Annotated in this window: 13 protein-coding genes and 1 pseudogene; 2 read left to right on the top strand and 12 right to left on the bottom strand. The window is 60.9% G+C overall.

Annotated features, from left to right (window positions below):
* Positions 1 to 350: 350 nt before the first annotated feature.
* The 3 genes from PSH76_RS16815 to PSH76_RS16805 are packed head-to-tail and all read right to left on the bottom strand — an operon-like array spanning position 351 to position 2,933.
* Entirely contained in the window at positions 351 to 1,532 is a 1,182-nt protein-coding gene (locus PSH76_RS16815) for an acetyl-CoA C-acetyltransferase (RefSeq protein WP_138762682.1), read from the bottom strand.
* Between the two features lie 11 nt (positions 1,533 to 1,543).
* On the bottom strand, positions 1,544 to 2,203 hold the full coding sequence (locus PSH76_RS16810; RefSeq protein WP_003190327.1) for a CoA transferase subunit B: 660 nt from the start codon (positions 2,201 to 2,203) through the stop codon (positions 1,544 to 1,546).
* Between the two features lie 31 nt (positions 2,204 to 2,234).
* Positions 2,235 to 2,933, bottom strand: a complete 699-nt coding sequence (locus tag PSH76_RS16805; RefSeq protein WP_003190329.1) for a CoA transferase subunit A — start codon at positions 2,931 to 2,933, stop codon at positions 2,235 to 2,237.
* 132 nt (positions 2,934 to 3,065) lie between these two features.
* On the opposite strand from PSH76_RS16805, the gene PSH76_RS16800 reads away from it, so the two are divergent.
* Positions 3,066 to 3,968 (top strand): LysR family transcriptional regulator, encoded by a 903-nt coding sequence (locus tag PSH76_RS16800; RefSeq protein WP_032892460.1) that lies wholly within the window; start codon positions 3,066 to 3,068, stop codon positions 3,966 to 3,968.
* 61 nt (positions 3,969 to 4,029) lie between these two features.
* On the opposite strand, the gene PSH76_RS16795 is transcribed toward PSH76_RS16800, so the two are convergent.
* The 6 genes and pseudogenes from PSH76_RS16795 to PSH76_RS16760 all read right to left on the bottom strand — a co-directional run bounded on the left by PSH76_RS16795 (position 4,030) and on the right by PSH76_RS16760 (position 11,910).
* Entirely contained in the window at positions 4,030 to 4,359 is a 330-nt protein-coding gene (locus tag PSH76_RS16795) for a hypothetical protein (RefSeq protein WP_003190335.1), read from the bottom strand.
* Between the two features lie 573 nt (positions 4,360 to 4,932).
* Positions 4,933 to 5,781 (bottom strand): NAD-dependent protein deacetylase, encoded by an 849-nt coding sequence (locus tag PSH76_RS16785; protein ID WP_278918462.1) that lies wholly within the window; start codon positions 5,779 to 5,781, stop codon positions 4,933 to 4,935.
* Between the two features lie 9 nt (positions 5,782 to 5,790).
* Positions 5,791 to 6,231: a CBS domain-containing protein gene (locus PSH76_RS16780; RefSeq protein WP_032892454.1), complete on the bottom strand. Its 441-nt coding sequence runs from the start codon at positions 6,229 to 6,231 to the stop codon at positions 5,791 to 5,793.
* A 129-nt stretch (positions 6,232 to 6,360) separates the two neighbouring features.
* Positions 6,361 to 8,317, bottom strand: a pseudogene (locus tag PSH76_RS16775) (DNA topoisomerase III).
* Positions 8,318 to 8,537: 220 nt separating this feature from the next.
* The gene (locus PSH76_RS16765) at positions 8,538 to 10,160 is read right to left on the bottom strand and encodes an MFS transporter (protein ID WP_198715188.1); all 1,623 of its coding nucleotides are present in this window, start codon (positions 10,158 to 10,160) and stop codon (positions 8,538 to 8,540) included.
* Between the two features lie 82 nt (positions 10,161 to 10,242).
* Positions 10,243 to 11,910: a GMC family oxidoreductase gene (locus PSH76_RS16760; RefSeq protein WP_305492622.1), complete on the bottom strand. Its 1,668-nt coding sequence runs from the start codon at positions 11,908 to 11,910 to the stop codon at positions 10,243 to 10,245.
* 128 nt (positions 11,911 to 12,038) lie between these two features.
* Here PSH76_RS16760 and PSH76_RS16755 point away from each other — a divergent pair, with 128 nt between their 5' ends.
* Complete coding sequence (locus PSH76_RS16755) at positions 12,039 to 12,932, top strand: LysR family transcriptional regulator (protein WP_305492621.1); 894 nt, start codon at positions 12,039 to 12,041, stop codon at positions 12,930 to 12,932.
* Between the two features lie 622 nt (positions 12,933 to 13,554).
* Here PSH76_RS16755 and PSH76_RS16750 read toward each other — a convergent pair.
* From PSH76_RS16750 to PSH76_RS16740, 3 genes are all read right to left on the bottom strand, one after another.
* A complete protein-coding gene (locus tag PSH76_RS16750) occupies positions 13,555 to 15,414 on the bottom strand; it encodes a DUF3857 domain-containing transglutaminase family protein (protein WP_305492620.1) in 1,860 nt (619 codons plus the stop codon).
* A 182-nt stretch (positions 15,415 to 15,596) separates the two neighbouring features.
* Positions 15,597 to 16,943: a glutamine synthetase family protein gene (locus PSH76_RS16745; RefSeq protein WP_169918624.1), complete on the bottom strand. Its 1,347-nt coding sequence runs from the start codon at positions 16,941 to 16,943 to the stop codon at positions 15,597 to 15,599.
* Between the two features lie 11 nt (positions 16,944 to 16,954).
* Positions 16,955 to 17,512 (bottom strand): helix-turn-helix domain-containing protein, encoded by a 558-nt coding sequence (locus tag PSH76_RS16740; protein WP_032892444.1) that lies wholly within the window; start codon positions 17,510 to 17,512, stop codon positions 16,955 to 16,957.
* Positions 17,513 to 17,631: the final 119 nt, after the last annotated feature.

The raw sequence follows: 17,631 nt of genomic DNA, 5'->3' as shown, positions 1-17,631 counted from the left end.
CCTGTCGAATTCCGGCCAGCGTGGTTTAACGGGGCGCCTAAGATCAAAAGCAGATCAAGAGCGACTCGCTTCGCATCGTGGTTACCTGTGGGGTGCAGGTTCGACTTCTGTGTCGATTGAACGGCCGCCTTCGCAGGCGATCCAGCTCCCACCTTTTGAGCGAGTTGTTTCAGGGTGGAGCGAGAAAAAGAAAAGGCCTGGCTTTTCGTGGAGCCGGGCCTTTTCTGTGTTGCTCGTTATGTCTCACCTGTAGGAACGAGCTTGCTCGCGAAGCACTCATAGGCAACAGGTTCTACCAGGAGCGCTGCGTTATCGTTGACGTTTTTCGCGAGCAAGCTCGCTCCTACAGGTCAGTTGCGTTCGAGTGCCAGGGCTACGCCTTGGCCGCCGCCGATGCACAGCGTTGCCAAGCCTTTCTTGGCGTCGCGCTTGATCATTTCATGCAGCAGGGTCACCAGTACGCGGCAGCCTGAAGCCCCAATAGGGTGGCCGATGGCGATGGCGCCGCCGTTGACGTTGACCTTGTCCGCGTCCCATTCCAGCTCTTTGCCCACCGCGAGGGATTGTGCGGCGAAGGCTTCGTTGGCTTCGATCAGGTCCAGGTCAGCCAACTGCCAGCCGGCCTTGTCCAGGCAGCGGCGGGTGGCCGAGACTGGGCCGATGCCCATGATGGCCGGGTCGACACCCGCGTTGGCGTAGCTGGCGATACGCGCCAGTACGGGCAGGCCGAGGGCCTTGGCTTTGTCGGCGCTCATCAGCATCACAGCCGCAGCGCCGTCGTTGAGGCTGGAGGCGTTGCCGGCGGTGACGCTGCCGTCTTTCTTGAACGCAGGCTTGAGCTTGGCCAGGGATTCGGCGGTAGTGCCGGCGCGGGGTTGTTCGTCCACCGCGAAGGCCACCGGGTCGCCTTTGCGCTGGGGGATCAGGATCGGCGTGATCTCATCGGCAAAGCGCCCGGCTTCGATAGCAGCAGCGGCTTTTTGCTGGGAGGCGGCGGCAAAGGCGTCCTGGGCTTCGCGGCTGATGCCGTATTTGTCCACCAGGTTCTCGGCGGTGATGCCCATGTGGTAATCGTTGAACGCATCCCACAGGCCGTCGGTGATCATGCTGTCGATCATCTTCGCGTGGCCCATGCGCAACCCGGTGCGCGCGGCAGGCAATACATACGGGGCCAGGCTCATGTTCTCCATGCCACCGGCAATGATCACCTCGGCGTCGCCGCAACGAATGGCCTGGGCGCCCAGGTGCAAAGCCTTGAGGCCCGAGCCGCAGACCTTGTTCAGGGTCAGGCTCGGCACGGCGTGGGGCAGGCCGGCGAGGATCGAAGCCTGGCGCGCCGGGTTCTGGCCGCTGCCTGCGGTGAGCACCTGGCCGAGGATCACTTCATCCACTTGCGCCGGGTCCAGGCCGGTCTGCTCCAGCAGGCGACGGATTACGGCGGCGCCCAGTTCAGGAGCCGGAATATTCGCCAGCGAACCTTGGAAGCTGCCCACGGCGGTGCGGGTGGCAGCAACAATCACGACGTCTTGCATGGAATCTGTCCTCACTGGAAGTGCATTTCTGGAACGTGGTCCGGGACGATCAGTTTACCGGCGGTCTTGCTCACAATCTCTTCAACGCTGACGCCAGGTGCGCGTTCCTTGAGGACAAAAGCGCCATTTTCGATTTCCAGGTACGCCAGGTCCGTGAGCACACGCTTGATGCAGTTGGCACCGGTCAGCGGCAGGCTGCATTGGCTGAGCAACTTGGACTCACCGTCCTTGGAGGCGTGAGTCATGATCACGATGATGTTTTCTGCGCCAGCCACCAGGTCCATGGCACCGCCCATGCCCTTGACCAGCTTGCCGGGGATCATCCAGGAGGCGATGTTGCCCTGTACGTCCACTTCGAATGCGCCCAGTACAGTGAGGTCGACATGCCCACCGCGAATCATCGCGAACGACTCGGCAGAAGAGAAGATCGAGGCGCCGATGCGTGCGGTGACGGTCTGCTTGCCGGCGTTGATCATGTCGGCATCGATGGTGTCTTCGGTCGGGAACGGGCCCATGCCAAGCAGGCCGTTTTCCGATTGCAGCATCACTTCCATGCCGTCGGGGATGTAGTTGGCCACCAGGGTCGGAATGCCGATACCGAGGTTCACGTAGTAACCGTCCTGCATTTCGCGGGCAACGCGTTGAGCCATTTGTTCGCGGGTAAGCGCCATGATTGTTTCCTCTTATTGTTCTGGACGGGGATTATTTGCGGACGGTGCGCTGTTCAATGCGCTTTTCGAAGGTGCCGCAGATGATCCGGTCGACGTAGATGCCAGGGGTGTGGATCTGCGCCGGGTCCAGCTCGCCCGGTTCGACGATTTCCTCGACTTCGACCACGGTGATCTTGCCGGCGGTGGCGGCCAGCGGGTTGAAGTTCTGGGCGGTGTGACGGTAGATAACGTTACCGAAGTGGTCGGCTTTCCAGCCTTTGACGATGGCAAAGTCGCCGGTGATGGACTCTTCCATCAGATACGGGCGACCCTTGAATTCGCGGGTCTCCTTGCCTTCGGCAACGGGGGTGCCGACGCCGGTGGCGGTAAAGAAGGCCGGGATGCCTGCACCGCCTGCGCGCATTTTTTCTGCCAGGGTGCCTTGAGGGGTAAGCACCACCTCAATCTCGCCGCTGAGCAGTTGTTTCTCGAAGAGGGCGTTTTCACCCACGTAGGAAGCGATCACTTTGCTGATCTGCTTCTGTTCCAGCAGCACGCCCAGGCCGAAGCCATCGACGCCGCAGTTGTTGGAAACCACCGTCAGGTCGCGGGTGCCTTTGCGCTTGATTTCGGCAATGAGGTTTTCCGGAATGCCACACAGGCCAAAACCACCGGAGAGCACGGTCATGCCGTCTTCCAGGCCTGCCAGTGCTTCTTCATAGGACGCCACGCGTTTATCGAAACCTGCCATATGCACCTCTTTTATTGTTTGTGGTCCAGCCAGTGAGCTGAGTGTTGCGCCAGCGGATTGATTTGTTAAGTTGTTTTTTAAGGTTGATTGATTTAGAAAACAGCATAGTCCAGTCATCGTCCGGAGCAGCTCATGACCGTCAAACAGATGCGTGCCTTTCTCGCTGTCGCGCAAAGCCTGAGTTTTGCCGCTGCCTGCGAGCGCTTGCACCTTTCCCAGTCGGCGTTGAGCTTGACCATCAAGGGTCTGGAAGAAGGTTTGGGTGGGCGCCTGTTCAGCCGCAATACCCGTAACGTCGCGCTGACCCCTGAAGGTGAATCCCTGTTGCCCCTGGCCCGCCGGTTGATTGCCGATTGGGATAACGCCGAAGACGAACTGCGCCAGCGTTTTACCCTGCAACGCGGCCGAGTCACGGTGGCGGCCATGCCGTCGTTCGCGGGGAACCTGTTGCCACCGATCCTGAAGATATTCCGCGCCCGTTACCCTCAGGTGAACGTGACGGTGCATGACCTGATCAATGAGCAAGTGCTGGAGATGGTGCGCGACCGACAGGTGGAACTGGGGGTGGCGTTCGAGCCGTCTGAAGGCTCGTCATTGGCGTTCACGCCGCTGTACCTGGACCGCTTTATCGCCGTGGTCCCGGGAGATTCAGCCTTGGCCCAGCGCGCTGAAATCGACTGGAAAGCTCTATTGGAACAGCCGTTCATCACCCTGCAACGGCCTTCCACCGTGCGAGTGATGCTGGAAGAGCACCTGGGGGCCTTGCAGATGAAATTGCCCGTGGCCTTGGAAAGCCATCAACTGGCGACGGTGGGCAAGATGGTTGCCAGCGGTTTGGGGGTTAGCGCGGTGCCGGCGTTATGCGCCAGGCAGATGGAAGAGGCCGGAGCCCATTGCATTACCTTGACCGGCCCGGTGATCGAGCGGCCGATTGGGGTGCTGACCAAGCCGGGGCATGAACTGTCTGCGGCGGCGCAAGTGTTGTTTGATATCTTTCGAGATGAAGCGGGGAAGGGCAGGTTTCCAAGTTTCTAAACCGGTAAATACAAATGTGGGAGCTGGCAAGCCAACTCCCACATTAATTGAGTACTACTTATTAGTAGTAACGGTCGATCACTTTAACTTGCGAGCTGTCTTTGAAAGACGCCCAGGCATTGTTAAGTGTGTCGAACACCTGTTCGATAAAGTTGCGGTCAGCCGCGGCTTTCTTGCCGACATAACCCTGGCCACGGCGGTACATCTTCAGGCGCGCCGCCAGCTCACGGTTGTTACGGTCAAACTCGGCTTCTTCGGTATGGGGCGCCAGGCAGTCAATTTGCACTTCGCCCGATTTGCCAATCCACAGGATATGGTCGTCGAGTGTGTCTTTCTGCGCTGCGAACATCTCAGCCAATTCATCGATAGTTGGTTGGTTGTTCAGATTCATGTGTAAGCCCCTTGACCAGTTGGCGATCTATCAGTTGGTTCGTTAATACCAGTTAAGTTGTCTCCGGTTACTAAAACCGGGCGTCAGCGACGGGCTGCCGAATACGGGCAGGGTCTTGAAGCTGATGCATGTAGTCTTGCTGATGGACTGCTACGCAATGCTCTGATTGCGAAGACAAGCCGCGTTTGAGCGCCTTGTACCTGTCCCTCTCGGGGCCGGTCAGCTTCATCAATCTGCCTTGTGGGCAGTGCACATCCAGAAAAACAGCTCGGCGGTCAGACGAGCCTGTTCAAAACGCTTGTTACCAACGCTCTCGATCCGAGAGACGTCTAGATCATGCAAGGACAAAAAGGTTACGTCAACGGTTATGTAGTGATTATTTTGGTGCACTACATAAATTGCCGTGGGGACGGGGGAATGCGAGAAAACGTGACTTGGGCGTCATTTTTTGGAAGTGATGGTCGAGCGCCTTAACCCTTGTAGGAGCGAGCTTGCTCGCGAAAAACTCGGGCTCGCCGTGGGGTGTCAGGTTGCCCCGGTTATCGTTGACGATTTTCGCGAGCAAGCTCGCTCCTACAGGGAGAGCTGGTCGACCAGTAATGGCAGTAGTTGCTCGCAGGACGCCTGGATTTTTACCTGCAACAGCTCATCCCCCCGCGTCTTGCCCAGGTTGATAGCAATCACCGGCTTACCCTGTTCAACCATCGCCTTGCACAGGCGAAACGCCGAATAGGCCATCAGCGACGAACCCACCACCAACAATCCCTCGGCATGCTCTACCGCCGTCATTGCCTTGAGCGCCGTCGCCGGTGCGACGTTTTCGCCAAAGAACACCACATCCGGTTTCAGCCGTTCGCCATTGCAGTGGGGGCAGCGGGGCACCTGGAAGCGCTGTTCGAACGCGGGATCGAGCAAGGTGTCGCCATCTGGCGCTTGCACCGCATGAACCTGTGCCATGTGCGGGTTATCGACTTCCATCTGCCGCTGGATCGCGTCGCGCTCGCTGCGCAGTTGGCAATCCAGGCACAGCACGCGATGCAAGCTGCCGTGCAACTCGATCACACCCTGGCTGCCGGCCTGGTCGTGCAGGGTGTCGACGTTCTGCGTAATCAGCCCGCTGATATGGCCACGGTGTTGCAGCGTCGCGAGCGCAAGGTGGGCCTTGTTCGGCTGGGCAATGCGCACCCGCGGCCACCCCAGCATCGCCCGCGCCCAGTAGCGGCGCCGCGCCTCTGGAGTGGCGAGGAATTCCTGGTACATCATCGGTGGCTTGCCCCGGCGTACACCTTCACCGTCCCGGTAATCCGGGATACCCGAAGATGTACTGATCCCTGCGCCGGTCAGTACCAGAAAACGCCGGCCGGTCATGGCCCGGTGCAGGGTGTCGAGGTGGTCTTCCTGATGGTCCAGCGTGTCGAGCATGGGTTCCCCCTATTCGCCGCGGATGTACTGTTCCAGCTGCTGGATCAAGGCCGCTTGTTCGGCAATCGCTTCCTTGACCAAGTCACCGATGGACAGCAGGCCCAGCAGTTTGCCGCCTTCGACCACGGGCAGGTGGCGCAGGTGACTGTCGGTCATGATGTTCATGCATTCCTCGACACTCTTGTGAGTATCCACCGTGATCACCGGCGAACTCATCACCTCATGGACCTTGGTGGTCACCGACGAGAGGCCCTTGAGCATGATTTTGCGTGCGTAATCCCGTTCACTGATGATGCCGACCACCACGCCATCCTTGACCACAGGCAAGGCACCGACGTTTTTCTCGGACATCCGCACCAGCGCTTCAAACACGGTGTGGTCCCATTTGATGGTGTGGACGTCCTGGTTCTTCTGGTCCTTGGCTTTGAGCAGTTGTGCAACGGTCTTCATGGCGGCCACTCCGGTGTTGTTGTTGGTAGTCCAGATCCCCTACAGAATCCTAGACCGAACCCGCCGGAGCAAGGGCCAATGCGGCGTTAAACCTGTCGAAAAACGTCATGTCCCGGTTTTTTTCGGTATTTAACCGGCATTTGCCGGCTTTTTCCCGCGCTTGGGGCTGGCAGCAGCCTTACGTGGGGCGGCCTTGCGTTTCTTTTTCCACGGCGTTGCACCTCGGCCAGCGGGGCTGGCGGGGCCAGTGATGGTCATGCGCATGCCGTTGCAGCGCGCCACCTGTTTACTCATCCACGCCGCTTGCTTGGCGACGAATTCTTCCAGGCTCATTTCGCCGCTTTGCACCATGTCCAGCGCCTGTTCCCAGATGGCGGTGGTGCCGGGGTCGGCGATAGCGCGGGGCACGGCGTCGATCAGGCTGAACGCAGCCGGGGTTGCCGACAGGGCCTTGCCGTTTTTCACCAGATAACCGCGGTCCAGCAGGCCCTGAATGATCCCGGCGCGGGTGGCCTCGGTGCCGATGCCCGTGGTGTCCTTGAGTTTTTGCTTGAGCAACGGGTCCTCCACCAGCTTGGCGACGTTTTTCATTGCTTTGATCAGGTCGCCTTCGGTAAAGGGCTTGGGTGGCTGGGTCCACAGGTCCTTGAGGTTGACCTTGGCCACGGCGTAGTCGTGGCCCTGCACCAGCGTCGGCAACGCTTGGGGCGCAGGGGCTTCGCGACCTTTGGTGGGTGCCAGCGCTTCGGGCAGGGCGCGTTTCCAGCCCGGTTCGATGACCACTTTGCCCACCGCGCGCAACGCCTGGCCGGCACAGTCGAAATCGGCCTGGGTGCGGTCGTATTCATGGTTGGGCAGGAATTGCGCCAGGTAGCGCGCACGAATCAGCGTATAGACCGCACGGTGCTTGCCGGTCAGTTGGCTGATGTCCTTGCCGGCCCCGGTGGGGATGATGCCGTGGTGGGCGCTGACCTTGGCGTCGTTCCAGGCCCGCGAACGGCGCTGTGGGTCGATGTGTGGCATCAGTTCGTTGACCGCCGTGTCCGCACGGCCCAGGGCCGCCAGAATCTTCGGCGCCTCGCTGTGCTGGCTCAATGGCAGGTAACCGCAATCGCTGCGCGGGTAGGTGATGGCCTTGTGGGTTTCGTACAGGGATTGGGCGATATCCAGGGTTTCCTGGGCGCCCAGGCCAAGCTTCTTCGAACAGATCTCCTGCAAGGTGCCGAGGTCGAAGGGCAGGGGTGCCACCTCGCGCATGCGTTCGGTACGCAGTTTCACCAGCCGCGCCGTGGCGGCGTTGAGCATGGCGTCGGCGGCGTCCCGCGCCAGTTGCGGGTTGAGGCAACGGCCCTGGTCGTCACAGGCATCCTCAGGGGCGCGCCATTGGGCGGTGAAGGTCATGCGCTCGTGGCGCAGGTCGACATCGATGGCCCAATAGGCCACCGGCACGAAGTCGGCGATGCTGCGATCACGGTCCACCACCAGGCGCAGGGTCGGGGTTTGCACCCGGCCTACCGGCAGCACGCCCTGGTAACCGGATTGGCGCCCCAGCAGGGTAAACAGGCGGCTCATGTTCATGCCGATCAGCCAGTCGGCACGTGAGCGCCCCAGGGCCGAGTGATACAGGCTGAAGGTTTCTGCACCGGGTTTGAGCGCCGCCAGGGCCTTGCGAATGGAGGCGTCGTCGAGTGCCGACAGCCACAGCCGCTGGATCGGCCCGCGGTAGCGGCAATGCTCCACCAGTTCACGGGCGATCATCTCGCCTTCGCGGTCGGCGTCGGTGGCGATCACCAGTTCCTTCGCTTCCCCCAGCAAGCGCTTGACGGCCTTGTATTGGCTGGCGGTCTTGGGCTTGACCAGCATCTTCCACTTTTCCGGAACGATCGGCAGGTCGGCCAGCACCCAGCGTTTGTACTTGGCGTCGTAAGCGTCGGGCGGGGCGGTTTCCAGCAGGTGGCCGATGCACCAGGTGACCGTGACTCCGTTACCCAGCCAGCAGCCAGCAGCCATCGCCGCGGCGGCTGGCGCCGAGCACGGCCGCGATATCCTTGGCCTGGGAGGGTTTTTCACAGAGGTACAGCCGCATGGTCATCACATCAGATCAGGTTGATGCCTTGCAGGATGCTTATTTGAAGGGATTTGAGCAACCATTATCTGTATGGATGTACAGCAATTTGTGTGAGCATCGCACACCGCTGTAGGAGCGAGCTTGCTCGCGAAGAACCTGAGAGCGACGCGAGGCACCAGGTTCCCCGCGTCATCGTTAACGATCTTCGCGAGCAAGCTCGCTCCTACAGGGGGGGGTATCAGTTGTTTTCGATATCCACATGCCGGGTTTCTTTCAGGCAGAACAGCCCGACGATCAGGCTCACGCCCGTCACCACCACCGGGTACCACAACCCGTAGAAGATATCGCCGGTGTACACCACCAGGGCGAACGACACGGTCGGCAGAAACCCGCCAAACCAGCCGTTACCGATGTGGTAGGGCAGGGACATCGAGGTGTAGCGGATGCGCGTTGGAAACAGCTCCACCATCAGCGCTGCCAAGGGCCCGTAGCACATGGCGGCGATGAAGATCAGCACCACGATCAGCACCACCACCATCAGCTTGTTGACCTGGGCCACATCCGCCGATGACGGGTAGCCGGCCAGGGCCACGGCGCCACGCAGGGCCGCTTCGTCAAAGCCATCGATACGCACATCGCCCACGCTCACTTGCACCGGGCTGCCCGCAGGGGCGGCGGCGCTGCTGTAGGGCAGGCCCTGTTTGACCAGGAAGGTTTTGACCTTGTCGCACGGGCTGTCAAAACGGGCCTTGCCCACTGGGTCGAACTGGAAGGTGCAGGTGGCCGGGTCGGCCAGTACGGTGATCGGCGCTTGTTGGCTAGCCTGGTCCATCGCCGGGTTGGTGTAGTGCGCCAGGCCCTTGAAGATCGGGAAGTACAGCACGGTCGCCAACAGCAGGCCGAGCATCAGCACCGGCTTGCGCCCGACCTTGTCCGACAGCCAGCCAAACAGGATAAAGAACGGCGCGCCAATCACCACGCTGATGATCAACAGCATATTGGCCAGGGCCGGGTCCATGCGCAGGAACTGGGTGAGGAAGAACAGCACATAAAACTGCGCCGCGTAGAAGGTCACCGCCTGCCCGCCGTTGATGCTGAACAAGGCGATCAGCACCACCTTAAGGTTTTCCCACTTGCCGAACGACTCGCGAATCGGCGCCTTGCACGCCTTGCCTTCCTCTTTCATTTTCAAGAAGGCGGGCGATTCGTGCAGGCTCATGCGGATCCAGGTCGAGATGCCCAGCAGCACGATGGAAAACAGGAACGGAATGCGCCAGCCCCACACTTCGAACTGATCGCCGGTGAAGTAACGGCAGGCCAGCACCACCAGCAGCGACAGCAGCAGGCCGAGGGTGGCGGTGGATTGAATCCAGCTGGTATGCAGTCCGCGTTTGCCCGGTGGCGCATGCTCGGCCACGTAGGTAGCGGCGCCACCGTATTCACCGCCCAGCGCCAGGCCTTGCAGCATGCGCAGCACGATCAGGATGATCGGTGCGGCAATGCCGATGCTGGCGTAGGTCGGCAGCAACCCGACGCAGAAGGTTGCCACGCCCATCAGGATGATGGTCACGAGGAAGGTGTACTTGCGCCCGATCATATCGCCCAGGCGGCCGAACACCAGCGCACCGAATGGCCGCACCACAAAGCCTGCGGCAAAGGCCATCAAGGCAAAGATAAACGCCGTGGTGTCGTTGACCCCGGCAAAGAACTGTTTGCTGATTACCGCCGCCAGGGCGCCGTAGAGGAAAAAGTCATACCACTCGAACACCGTCCCCAGGGAGGAGGCGAAGATGACCTTTCTTGATTCGTTGGCGGTACTTGCACTGGCCGCCGAGCCCAGGGGTTGAGCATGTTCTGACATCGGGTGTCCCTCACAGTGATTATTTATTGTTGTTCCACTGTCGGCGCCAACCTCAGCGCCGCTATTTTTTCAACGTCAACGATTACGCGGGGTGCCCTGTAGTGCGCGGTGCTGGTGGGTTTTTCGCGAGCAAGCTCGCTCCTACAGTGTTTGGGGACAGGATTAGCTGCGCGGCTTTCTCCGCGATCATCAGCGTGGGTGAGCAGGTATTGCCGGAGGTGATGCGCGGCATGATCGATGCATCGGCAATGCGCAGGCCGGGAATGCCGTGTACGCGCAGTTGGTTGTCGACCACGGCGTCCTTGTCATCGCCCATGCGGCAGGTGCCCACCGGATGGAAAATCGTGGTGCCGATCCGCGCAGCGGCCTCGTGCAGTTGTTCTTCAGTTTGCAGGGCTTGGCCGGGCAGGTATTCCACCGGTTTGAACTGGCTCAGGGCTGGAGCGGCAACGATGCGCCGGGTCAGGCGAATGGCGTCGGCGGCGACGCGCAAGTCCTCTGGGTGGCTGAGGTAATTAGGCTGTATCAGCGGCGCATCCGCCGGGTTGGCCGAACGAATATCCACCCGGCCGCGGCTTTGCGGGCGCAGGTCGCAGACCGACGCGGTAAATGCTGGGAAGCCGTGCAACGGTTCGCCAAAGCGCTCCAGGGACAGTGGCTGGACGTGGTATTGCAGGTTGGCCGAGGCTTGCTCCGGGCCGGAGCGGGCAAATGCGCCGAGCTGGCTGGGCGCCATCGACAGCGGGCCGCTGCGGTCGTACAGGTAGCGCAGGCCCATGCCCATCTTGCCCCACAATGTGCCGGCGATCTGGTTCAGGGTGCGGGCATTTTCCAGTTTATAGATCAGGCGCAGTTGCAGGTGATCTTGCAGGTTGCCGCCAACGCCTGGCAGTTCATGCACTACGTCGATACCCAGGGGCTTGAGCACTTGGGAAGGGCCGATGCCTGAGCGTTGCAGAATCCCCGGCGAACCCACCGAGCCCGCGCACAGCACAATCTCCTTGCGCGCCTTCCAGCCCATCGACTGGCCGTGTTGACGCCCCAGTACCTGCGAGGCACGACCGTTTTCCAGCAGCACACGCTCAACCTCTACCTCCGTCAGCACGGTGAGGTTGGGCCGCTGGCGGATCGGCTTGAGAAACGCCTTGGCCGCATTCCAGCGCACACCGGCTTTCTGGTTGACCTGGAAGTAACCGCAGCCCTCGTTGTCGCCCTGGTTGAAGTCATTGATATTGGCGATGCCGCTTTGGGCCGCCGCCTCACGAAACGCATCGAGGATCGGCCACGACAGGCGCTGTTGCTCGACGCGCCACTCGCCGCCCTCGCTGTGGAATTCAGAGCCGCCGGCAAAATGGTTTTCGCTCTGTTTGAACAGCGGCAATACGTCTTTCCAGGCCCAGCCAGCGTTGCCTGCCGCCGCCCAGCCGTCGTAGTCCTGGGCCTGGCCGCGCATATAGATCATGCCGTTGATGGACGAGCAGCCGCCCAGCACTTTGCCCCGTGGGTAGCTCAAGGCGCGACCTTGCAGGCCAGCTTGGGATTGGGTCTTGAAGCACCAGTCGGTGCGGGGGTTGCCAATGCAGAACAGATAGCCGACGGGGATATGGATCCAGGGGTAGTTGTCGCGGCCACCGGCTTCAAGCAGCAGGACACGGTGAGCCGGGTTGGCGGACAGACGATTGGCCAGCAGGCATCCGGCAGGGCCGGCGCCGACGACGATGTAATCGTATTCAGCAGTTGCATTGGGCATCTGGGGTCTCGCTTGTTTTTCTTATTGGCCCCATCCTAGTTGTTAGTTTTCGTCTTAAAAATGTTAGTTTTTACCCACCTGCTGTGCGTTTTTAAACAACGCCGGCTGGCTCAGGCACTGGAGGCGATATGTTCGACTGGAATGACCTGCGGTTTTTTCTCGAGTTGCAGCGCAGTGGCCGCCTGCTCACCGCCGCCCAACGCCTGAAAACCACGCATGCCACCGTGGCCCGGCATATCGACGCCATCGAGAAAAGCCTCGGCACGGCGTTGTTCGTGCAACATGCCCAGGGCTATGAACTGACGCCTGCCGGCGAAGCGTTGCTCAAGCATGCCGAGGCCATGGAGAACGTAGCGCTGCTGGCCGAAGACGAACTCACCCATTCTGCTGCGCCCCTGGGCAAGATCCGCCTCGGCGTGGCCGAAGGGCTGGGCGTGATGTTTTTGGCCGCGCGCATGGGCGGGTTGTTTGAACGCTATCCAGGATTGGAGGTGGAGCTGGTCGCGGTGCCGCGTTTTGTCAGTATTCTCAACCGCGAAGCGGAGATCAGCATTCACCTGGAGCGCCCCAGCGCCGATCAATTGGTGACGCGCAAACTTACTGATTATCGCCTGGCGCTTTACGCCAGCCGTGGCTATCTGGCGCGCAACCCGCCTATCGAGAAGCGTGAAGACCTTGCTGCCCATGCCTGGATCGATTATGTCGATGACCTGCTGTTCAGCCAGGAGCTGAAGTTCCTCAACAGCTTCTGCCGTAACCCCAAGGTGGTGTTCCACAGCACCAGTGTGATTGCGCAGCACCAGGCGGCGCGTTCGGGGTTGGGCATTGCGGTGTTGCCGTGTTTTATGGCGGCTGGGGATGGGGAGTTGGTGCCGTTGCTGCCGGCGGAGGGCATTCAGCGCAGCTATTGGATCAGCTCGCGCCGGGAGTTGCACAAGTCGGTGCGGTTGCGGGTGTTGTGGGATTATGTGGTGGAGTTGTGCGCGCGGGAGCAGGGCCTATTGCTCGGCGAATCTCGCTGACACACACGCGGATTAAAATGTGGGGGCTGGCTTGCTTGCGATGACGGCCCGACAGCCGATGCATATCTACCTGACACCCCGCGATCCCTCTGTGGGAGCTGGCTTGCCTGCGATGGCGGCCTACCAGCCGACACTTCTCTATCTGACACCCCACATTCCAACTGTGGGAGCGGGCTTGCTCGCGAAGGCGGCCTGACAGTCAACATAGTTGGACCGGGTACATATCCGTTATTTAGGTAACGGCCACTTAGGGTTCCGCCCTGACGGCGGGTCACTTTTGGAAGGACCCAAAAGTAACCAAAAGGTCCTCGCCCCACCACTCGGCACCTCGCTTAGGCTCGGTGTGCCCGTAATCTGCCAGTGATTTGGGGGGCCGCCGCCACGCGCCATCCATGGCGCGGGGCGGCTAAACCGGCATCCCTGCCGGTTTGCCCCCCAAATCCCTGTCGAATTCCGGCCAGCGTGGTTTAACGGGGCGCCTAAGATCAAAAGCAGATCAAGATCAAGAGCGACTCGCATCGTGGTTACCGTGTGCTGCTACAACCTGCAAAGTTGGAGATACCTACGGTCATCGCAGGCAAGCCAGCCCCCACATTTGGATAGGGGGTGTGTCAGGGGCACCTTAGAACTTCACCACCTGATGCACCTGCTCGGCACAGGCCCGAGCTTCTTCAATCATCTTGCCGAACGCATCGCTGGTGACTTCGGCATGGGTCAGCCAACGTTTTTTCTGGCTCAGGCGATAGTGATAGCGCAGTGAGCCGTCTTCCAGTTTTCCGTCCAGGTCGAGGTCGTACCAGGGCGAGCGCACCTTGCAGCCGGGGATGGCTTTTTCCATCTTCCCGCCTGTCAGGGTGTAGGTGTAGTCATAGGTTTCGGGGTTGCCCAGGTAGAGGTCGGCCTGTTGCCCCTGGCGGCGATAGTTGACGTAACCTTCCCAGCGGTCTTTCAAGGACGGGTCGGTGTAGACATAGTCATTGGCCAGTTTTTCCAGGGCGCGCTGATCGTTCATGCGGGCGCTGACGCTGTAGCCGTCATGTACCACAAAACGGGTGGGTTCGCGGGTGATCTGGCAGTCGCTGATGTCGTTGCCGAAGTTGGCGCAGATGTTCTGGTCGGTGGCGGTGGTGCCTTGCTGGCGGTCGGCGACGCTCAGTTGCATCAGCGGCAGGCGGCTGAAGGTAATAGTCGCCTTGACCGCGCCATCTCCCTCTTTGCCGTATTGCACCTGTTTGTCCAGGCGTATCGAGACTTCGGGGCGCTCCAGTGGGATGTGTTCTTCGCGCACCTGGCTCTGGGCGTCGTTGACCAACACCCAGCGGTCCTGAATATCGGGCATGGTCTGGCCAGGGGCGAAGACCGGGTTGGTCGGGTCAAGCCACCACACTTGGCCATTCACTTCGGCACGCACGATGGCGTGGTTCGGCGCCTGGGTGCCCGGAATCAGCAGGGCATCGGCCACGTCGCCACGGCTGACCCACGCGGTCTCCGCCTTGATGCCGCTGGCTTTGAGCATGGCCGTCAGCAGCGTCGCCAGGTCCTTGCAGTCGCCGTAGCCGTGCTGCTCGATTTCCGCCAGGCTGAACGGCACGTAGCCGCGTTCGGTTGCGCGCCAGTCACCCAGGTAGCGGTAGTGATCATTGATGTGCTGCATCATTGCGGCCACTTGCTCAGCCGGCGCCAGGCTGCGTGCGGCGGCCACGGCGGCGGCGGCTTGCGTCGGCAGGTTGGCGCCGAGGATCTGGTTGTAACGCTGGGCAAAATCACCGAAGTACGCCTGGAGGTCCACGGCGCTGCCCACTTCCAGGCGTGGAACGCGCAGCAGCGCGGCGGCGGAGGATTCATTGATGTAGTTGAGGTAGATCGGCGCTTTAAGCGCCACGTCCAGGGTTTTGCCGTTGCTCGAAGGGGTCACGTTGAAGGCGTCGAACATTTCACTACGCCACTGGATCGGGCGTTCGGCGGTAAAGCGCGCCTTGAAACGATCGCGGCGGGCCGCGCCGGGGCCGAACTTGAGCACGTAATGGAACTGGCTCATCAGCGGTTTTGCCGGATAGTGGTGGCGTACGGTGTAGCGGATCTTGGTGCCCACGCGCAGGTTGGGGAAGGCCAGGGAGGTTTGCTTCTCGCGGCTGAAACCCTGGTCTGGGTTGGGCGCGCTGCGGGTATCGATTTGCGTGGCGGCGAGGGCGACCGGCTTGGCGCCAGGCTGGGTGGACTGGGCGCTGATTACTTCAAAGGTATCGCCTTCGGCGTAATCGAAATCGATGCGCGAGAGCATTTCGCGGCCGTTGGGTTTGAGGATCGTGTAGCGGTAGGTGGTGGTGCAGTCGGTGCTGGCGTCGCGGTTGAAGTGGCAGTGCAATTCGGTGTCGTTGGCCAGTGGAGCTTCGGCTAGGGGTTGCAGTGCAGCGCTGACGGAATGGGAAACCAGCCCCATACTGATAGCAATCAAAGGGCGGTGAAACGAAAAACGGTACATGGGCGCCTCGGGTGACACATTGAAACAGCTACCCGGCGGGTAGCGAGAAGGCGCCGGATGATAATGGATCTCAACGGCAAAGGCCAGGATTGTTCGACAATTTTTAAGCCTGAAAGGCCCGTGCTAGAGCCTTTCGTTGATTTGGATCAAGGTTTGTATACCGCCGCCAGCGCGGCGCGTGTTTAGAGAAACCAGCGATATTCGCGCGCATGAATTTCTTGCTGAAAAGCCAAGTGATCCTGGCGTTTGTTCTCGCAATACACGTCGACAAATTCCGCGCCCAGCTTGTCGCGCAGCACCGGTTGCTGCTGCATGGCACGCACGGCGTCGAGCATTTCCACCGGGAAATCGGTGCCGCTGTTGCGGTCTTCGTTCAGGGGCGCGATGGGTTCGCGCTTGGCCTCAAGCCCGTGCTCAAGGCCCACCAGGATTGCCGCCAGCACTAGGTAAGGGTTGGCATCGGCGCTGGCCAGGCGGTGCTCGATCCGCAGGTTGCGCGGGTCGGACTCGGGGATGCGCACACAAGCATCGCGGTCTTCAAAGCCCCAGCTCGCCCGCGTCGCAGCGTTGACCGTGCCGCCCAGGCGGCGGAAGGCGTTGTGGTTGGGCGAGAAGATCGGCATGCAGTGGGGCAGCAATTCCAGGCAGCCGGCCACGGCGTGGCGCAATGGCTGCTGCTGATGGGCCGCGAGCAGGTTATTGCCCGCTGCGTCGTAAAGGCTGACATGCACATGCATGCCACTGCCGGGAAATTGCAGGTAGGGCTTGGCCATGAAGCTGGCGCGGTAACCCTGCTTGAGCGCCACGCCACGGGTGCTACGGCAGAACAGGGCGGCCCAGTCGGCGGCGCGCAGGCCGTCGTCGCAGTGGCCGAAGTTGATCTCGAACTGGCCGGGGCCGATCTCGGCGGTGATCACCGTGATGTCGATGCCTTGGTCCTTGGCGGTTTGCGCCATGTCGTCGAGCACGTCGCTGAAGCGCGACAGCCGTTCGATATGCAGGTTGGGCTGGTCGTCGGCATCCCCACTGAGCGGGTCGCGGGCAAATTGCGGCAGGCCGTTTTCCAGCTGTTTATCGAACAGGTAGAACTCCAGCTCAAACGCGACCACGGGGTGAATGCCCTGGTGCTGCAAGCGTTCCAGCACCTTGGCCAGGACTTCGCGGGGTTCGAATTCGATGGGCGCTTCGGTGCCGTCCGAGGTGATGAGCATTTGCCCTAATGGCTGCGATTCCCAGTTCACCGGTTTGAGCGTGCCCGGCACCAATCGGCGATTGGCGTCCGGGTCGCCATCGTTGAAGCAGTAGTCGCCAATCTTGAACAACCCACCCTGAGCCCCCAGCAATACCGCGTTCTGCGGCAGCTTAAGCGGGCTGCCGGCTGCGACTTTCTCAAGCATCTCCACCGGGTAGCGCTTGCCATAGAAATGCCCGGGAATGTCCAGGGCGATCAGGTCGACATAGCGCACGTCGGGGTGGTTCTGGCGGAAGCTGCGTACTTCGGCCAGCAACGTGGAGGATTGGCTTTTCACGGGTGCAGCTCCTAGTTGTAAACCCACAAGACGCGGGCGGGCAGGTCGGTGAGGTTGGCATAGCGGCAGTGGGCGAAACTGGCCAGGTGGAAACTGTCGCCAGCGTGGAGGGTGACCGCATCGGGCTCACCCTCAACCCACAGCGTCAGCTCGCCCTCCAGCACAAAACCGGCCTGCTCGGCGCGGTCGCTCATGCTTTGCTCGCCGCTGTTGGCACCGGGGGCCAACAGGCTGTCGAGCATCGAAAACGCGCCGTTCATACTCGGCGACACCAGGATGTCGGTGATGCCATTGGCGTAATACACCGTGCGCCGCTCGTTGGGGCGGGTGACCCAGTCTACTGCCTTTGGTTTGGGCAGGCTGTAGAAGTAGGTGGTGGGCACGTCGAGGGCGTGGCTGATGGCGGTCAAATCGGCCACGGTCGGGCGCGACAGGCCACGTTCGACCTGGGAGAGAAACCCCACCGACCGCTCGATTTTTTGCGCAAGTTGCGCCAGGGTGAGCTTCTTGTGCTTGCGCAGGTCGTGGATCAGCGCCGCGAGGGTGGCGAGTTCTTCTTGTGGGGTCATGAAATTTATGTCGAATAATTTCATGAAAAATTACAGCATTATTTTCACGATCGCAATCTCTGGCCACAGGAAACAAGGCTGAATGATTGCGCGCCGCCGCGGTCGGAACCTGGGTATGC

Source organism: Pseudomonas sp. FP215, assembly GCF_030687795.1.
GTDB lineage: Bacteria > Pseudomonadota > Gammaproteobacteria > Pseudomonadales > Pseudomonadaceae > Aquipseudomonas > Aquipseudomonas salmasensis.
This window is presented reverse-complemented; position numbering and strand designations above follow the sequence as displayed.